3 protein-coding genes and 1 pseudogene are annotated in these 1574 nt (G+C 46.7%); all 4 read right to left on the reverse strand.

Going from position 1 to position 1574, the window contains the following annotated elements; translation table 11 throughout:
• A pseudogene (locus D8U69_RS10370) lies at window positions 1-354 on the reverse strand (RHS repeat domain-containing protein); the annotation flags it as partial.
• 89 nt (window positions 355-443) lie between these two features.
• Window positions 444-1040: a DUF1629 domain-containing protein gene (locus tag D8U69_RS10375; protein WP_130907253.1), complete on the reverse strand. Its 597-nt coding sequence runs from the start codon at window positions 1038-1040 to the stop codon at window positions 444-446.
• A 41-nt stretch (window positions 1041-1081) separates the two neighbouring features.
• Complete coding sequence (locus D8U69_RS29725) at window positions 1082-1342, reverse strand: AHH domain-containing protein (protein WP_241668649.1); 261 nt, start codon at window positions 1340-1342, stop codon at window positions 1082-1084.
• Window positions 1343-1351: 9 nt separating this feature from the next.
• On the reverse strand, window positions 1352-1574 hold a 223-nt coding region (locus D8U69_RS29730), incomplete at its 5' end, for an RHS repeat-associated core domain-containing protein (protein WP_241668650.1).

Genomic DNA, 1574 nt, shown 5'->3' on the forward strand with positions numbered 1-1574 from the left:
GCCTTGCCACAGGAAATGCTTCTGCTCGGTGACGCCATCGACCTCTGACACCTTGGCAACCCGCCGCCCAAGGCTGTCGTAACGATACGCACCGGTACTTTCCAGCTTGCCGTTGACCATCGTCTCAGCTTTGACGAGGCGGTTTTCGCAGTCATACGTGAACGTCTGCAGCGTGCCCATCCCGCTGCGTTTCTCAATCAGGTTGCCCCACGCATCGTAGGCATATTCCTGATCTCGCCAGCGCTTGAGACGGTTGTCTTTGACGTGGTCGAACTGGCTGGTGTTGAAGTTCAGCCGGTTCGCCGCGGCGTCGTAGCGGAACTCTTCGTTGTCGATCAGTTGTCCGGTGTACCGATACTAACCGGTACTTTCCAGCCTGCTATTAACCAATGTCTCGGCCCGAGACAACCGATTCTGACCATCATACATTCGGCATCGCCTAACTAAAAATCATCCCACGGTGCGTACCGATAATCATCATCTATCTTTTTAAAGGTAAGACCATCGATTTGTTTATCAACACATTCATTAAAGAAGCGAGCAGAGCATACAACCTCATGAATTTCTTCAAAATAGAACAAATCAGACTCAACACTATCTAAAACAACAAGTTTATCAATACGCTCATAATTTGAACTACTCAAATCGAGAGCGCCTGACTTCACATTACTATCCAGCACAAAAGAGGAACTATCCAGATCCATAGCTCTCAGTCTTTCGACAACAGCGAAGAAAAAATATGACTTATCTTGCTTAGCCATACCCTGAGTAAAAAGTTCAACTGGCCTGCTAACGTACTTGCACTCGAAAGCATCGCAGACAGCCAAAAAATTTTCGGACGCCAAAAAATGATCTGGCAACCAATCTGCCGTCAATTGGGGAGTATCAGCCATTGCTTGATAGCAGGCACTCAAAGCACCTTGCGCTGGATTTTCGGAGGGATAATGAAAGGTTGGCAAATCGGGAGTCCAACTCAAATCAAAAAAGTATGGCGCCCCCTCACCATCCGGCTCATAACCAATGATATATAAACACTTCATTTTTCCACCTCTAAAGTAACCGACCAGTTATGGCATCAAGTTTAAATAGCCCGCCTTCTAGACCCTGAGAAGCCCACGCTTGAACATTTTTCACACCAAGCGCCAGATCTATATCTGGTCAAGCTATTTAGGTTATTGTTAAGTTTCACCAACTTGTTTTTTACAGCTTCAGTGTACTGACCGTGATTCGACCAGTGCCCCGGCATGCCAGTAGTTTTGGCTAGATCTTTTGATCCAGGTAGAAAAATCCCATTGGACGCCCCATCCGGATCCCAACCAATTTTTTTCAGCCTACCAAACATATTTTTGAACTAAGTGCTTTTTATTAGCTCTTCGGGTATCAAATGGTGATTTGCCATTCCATCCCCGGCGCTTGCTCCCATGTTGTTACCCAATTTCGTAGAGCACCAACCCAACGGATCGACCCAGTTATTAGGGCTTGGCGCATAAGAGTAAAAATTCATGCCTCCTGATAAAGAAATCGGATCCTGCGTAACAAACCGCCCCACCTCCGGATCGTAATACCGAAACGTG

The organism is Pseudomonas sp. Sample_16 (assembly GCF_004307665.1).
GTDB lineage: Bacteria > Pseudomonadota > Gammaproteobacteria > Pseudomonadales > Pseudomonadaceae > Aquipseudomonas.